A 3437-nucleotide genomic window follows, 5' to 3' on the forward strand; every position below is an offset into this window, starting at 1 on the left:
ATCTGAATCGCGAACTCGATGGGGTACTCGGCTAATGCCGATGTTCTCGCTAACCAAACAAGCACTTGATGACCTTCGCGAGATTGGTCGTTATACGCAACAACGCTGGGGGCGTGAACAGCGTCGTCATTACCTTGCTCTGCTGGACCGTTCTTTCCATGCTTTGGCGGAGAATCCGAACCAAGGTCAACAGTGTGACGAGATCCGTTCCGGGTATCGCAAATTCCCTTCCGGCCGGCATGTCATTTTTTATCGCCAGCAGTCGGCTGGTGCCATAGAAATTGTCCGCGTTTTGCATGAAAGAATGGATTTGGAAACCAATCTTTAAGTATTTCGGTTCCTGTTTTTTTCTATTCTATTTACGACTGGCTGGACACTTTTGTCCGTCTGAAATTGCCGTGACATTTTGAACACCCACAAAGGGCCATTCTGATCACTGGATCGGATGGCCCTTTCTTATTGGTCCCCATTTCTATAACAAAGAGCGGCCCTACCTGAAAATCAGGCAGGGCCGCTCCTGTTTGTTGTCCAACAAAGCATTCCTGCTTCGCCTAAGGGTGTGCGAGACGCGGAATACGTGTAAGTTCTAAGGCCGTGTCTACTCGCTTGAAACTGCTCCGAGCGGCCTTCTGCCACAAAGGCTTGCGGGCTTTGTGCGAGGTTGGCTTACTTGCCCTGCACCAGTTCCGGGTAGGGCCAGCCGGCCTGGCCGTCCTTCAGGATGAACAGCCGCTCTTCCGTAACACCGTTGGCTTTCAGGTAATCATAAGCCCGTTCGGCACCGCCTTTGCCGCGGGGGCAGACGATGACCACCGGGGCGTCGGATGCATGCAGCTCGTTCATGGCGGCGTCGAGTTTGGTGGTGTCCTGTTCGGACTTAACCGGGTAGGCGTAGGTGGCGATGGCGCCGGGCAGGTGGTGCTGGTCGAACTCCAAAGCGACCTGGATGTCGATCAGCACCATGGGGGTCTTGGTGTCGAGGTTGGCTTTGACCTCGTCGGCGCCGATCAGGTTGTAGGCCAAGGCCTGGCCGGCCAGCAGGGTAAACAGCAGGGTGGTTACGCAGATGAGTCGCTTCACGGGTATTCTCCGTCGCATGAGTGATGAATGATTGTGGCGTCGGAGAATAATGGAAGTTTCGGCAAGAGGCAAATAGGAAATATCGAAGATGCCTTTGGGATGAATAGGTGATGCCTATGGCGAGCGGTCCGGGGCGTTGTGTGCCAGCAGAAAATCGAGGAATCCCAACGCCAATGGCGTGAGTCGGCGGTTTTTGCGCTGCACCAGGTAGAAGGGCCGGGTGATGCGGATGCCGGCCAGCGGGACTTTGACCAGCGAGCCGTTCTGCAGGTCTTCGCGGATGGCGAGGTTCGACAGGATGGAGATGCCGAGCCGGGCCTTGATCCCCTGGCGGATGGCCTCGGTGCTCCCCATTTCGGCGACCACGTTGAATCGCTCCGGGTCGAAGCCGTGGTAGCGCAGCGATTCGTTCATGACGGCGCGGGTGCCGGAATCTTCCTCCCGCAGCAGAAAAGCGGGGCCGTCCAGTTCGTCCAGGCCGACGGCCTCTCGGCCGGCAAATGGGTGGTTCGGGTGGACCGCCAGCACCAGTTCGTCGGCGAAGATATCCCGGCATTCGAGCTGGGGATCATGACTGGGAGCGCCGATGATGGCCAGTTCGACCTCTCCCTCCAGCAATTCGCGGCGGATGCTGCCGCTGCCGGCGATCTTGAGGGTCAACTGGATGGCGGGATGGAGTTCCTTGAAGCGTTCGATCCGGGCCGGCAGGATGTAGGCGCCGGGGATGGTGCTGGCGCCGACCAGCAGTCGGCCGGTCGCTGCGCCCCGGTAGTCGGCGATGGCCTGCAATGCCTCGTCGCGCAGCTGGATGATGCGGCGGGCGTGGCGGTAGAGGATTTCCCCGGCCGGGGTGGGCAGGACTTGGCGGCCGAGGCGGTCGAGCAGTTTTTCTTCAAGCGCCTCTTCGAGCAGGCGGATGTGTTCGCTTACCGTCGGCTGGGAGAGCAGGACTTCGTTGGCCGCCCGGGTGAAGCTTTTCAGCTCCACCACCCGACAGAATATTTCCAGCCGCCTGATATCCACGCGGGCTCCCGGTTAATTGTCTGAAACAGCTTCTGGGGATTCGTTTTTGGGCCAGCGCAGCAGAAGTTTACCCAAACCCAGGATGCCGATGGCGAGAAACAGGAATCCCCGGTAGGTCGGCGGCTGATTTCCTTCAGAGAGAAGCATGACATTGTCGGAAACCTGAATTCCAAGATCCTTGGCCAGGGTCGTCAATTTGTCCCGATTGCCTGAGGCGATCATTCCGGTGATCTGGGTTCCGATGATGTCGCGCTGGACCCTGAATTCCTGCTGGTGTTCGGCATGAAACCGCTCCTTGGCCAGGGCCGAATCGAGTTTGAAATGGTAGGTCTGAAAAAAATCGAGCAAGGCCGGATCGCGGGTTTCCACCAGGACCCGGAAACCGGGAGTGGCCGGATCAGCCTTCAGCGGCACCAGCAGGGCGTCCAGTTCAATCGACCCTGAAGTGGAAATCGCTTCGTCCATGATGAGAGTGCCGCCGCTGATGCGCAGCCATTCCCGAGGCGTGTCGCCCTTTTCGAGGGCACCGATGGTCACCGCGAGCGGGGCGCGGTTGCGCAGGTAGAGGGAAGCATCATTCCAGCCCAGGTAGAGCAGCACCAGGCAGACAGCCAGCAGGGTGAAGCGAAAGCGTTTCATGGGACATCCTTAAAAAAAAGTGGGCCGCCCGAGAGCGGCCCACAGTATGGCAAATCAATTGTCAGTTTACAATCCCTTTTGGCCTTAAGCCGCTTCGGTCGCGTCGTCGGTAACCGCGTCTTTCTGGGTCATCAGCGAAACGATGATCAGGGCGATGAAGGAGAGCGGGATCGAGATCGCCGCCGGGCTGTTGAACTGGATCGGGGCATCGCCCGGCAGCAGGCCGTAGCGCACCCACATGTCCGGCGAGATCAGGATCAGGCCGAGAGCCGAAAAGAGGCCGACCGTGATCGAGGTAGCCACGCCCTGGGCGGTGGTCTTCTTCCAGAAGAGCAGCATCAGGATCGCCGGCAGGTTGGCCGAGGCCGCTACCGCAAAGGCCCAGCCGACCAGGAAGGAGACGTTCATCCCTTCGAAGACGATGCCGAGGTAGATGGCGATGCAGCCGACGACGACCGCGGAGATCTTGCCCGCCTTAACCTTGCCGGAGTCGCTCATGTGCAGGCCGAGGAAGTTGTCCATCAAGTCATGGGCAATGGCGCCGGAACTTGCCACGATCAGGCCCGAAACGGTACCGAGCACGGTGGCGAAGGCCAGCGACGAGATGACTGCGAACAAGACCACGCCGAAGGAGAGAGCCAGCAGCGGGGCGCTCATGTTGTTGTCGGTCAGGTTGATAACGCCGTTGGTCATGG

5 protein-coding genes are annotated in these 3437 nt (G+C 59.1%); 1 reads left to right on the forward strand and 4 read right to left on the reverse strand.

What is annotated here, in order from left to right; all coding sequences use genetic code 11:
* A partial coding sequence (locus ABYV89_RS15675; RefSeq protein ID WP_432823872.1) for a type II toxin-antitoxin system RelE/ParE family toxin occupies positions 1-328 on the forward strand: 328 nt, incomplete at its 5' end.
* Positions 329-666: 338 nt separating this feature from the next.
* Here ABYV89_RS15675 and ABYV89_RS15680 read toward each other — a convergent pair.
* The 4 genes from ABYV89_RS15680 to ABYV89_RS15695 form a co-directional block, all read right to left on the reverse strand.
* Entirely contained in the window at positions 667-1080 is a 414-nt protein-coding gene (locus tag ABYV89_RS15680; RefSeq protein WP_432823873.1) for a rhodanese-like domain-containing protein, read from the reverse strand.
* Between the two features lie 114 nt (positions 1081-1194).
* Positions 1195-2103, reverse strand: coding sequence for a selenium metabolism-associated LysR family transcriptional regulator (locus ABYV89_RS15685; RefSeq protein ID WP_432823874.1), 909 nt, complete (start codon positions 2101-2103; stop codon positions 1195-1197).
* 12 nt (positions 2104-2115) lie between these two features.
* Positions 2116-2742 carry a hypothetical protein gene (locus ABYV89_RS15690; protein WP_432823875.1) on the reverse strand — a complete coding sequence of 209 codons (627 nt, stop codon included), beginning with the start codon at positions 2740-2742 and terminating at the stop codon, positions 2116-2118.
* Positions 2743-2826: 84 nt separating this feature from the next.
* Positions 2827-3437: sodium:solute symporter family transporter (locus ABYV89_RS15695; protein ID WP_432823876.1), on the reverse strand; the 611-nt coding region annotated here is incomplete at its 5' end.

Origin of the sequence: Trichloromonas sp. (genome assembly GCF_041583255.1) — a bacterium.
Lineage (GTDB): Bacteria > Desulfobacterota > Desulfuromonadia > Desulfuromonadales > Trichloromonadaceae > Trichloromonas.

Coding starts and splice junctions, on each gene's coding strand:
- ABYV89_RS15690 (WP_432823875.1), bottom strand. CDS start 2,742: ATGAAACGCTTTCGCTTCACCCTGCTGGCTGTCTGCCTGGTGCTGCTC.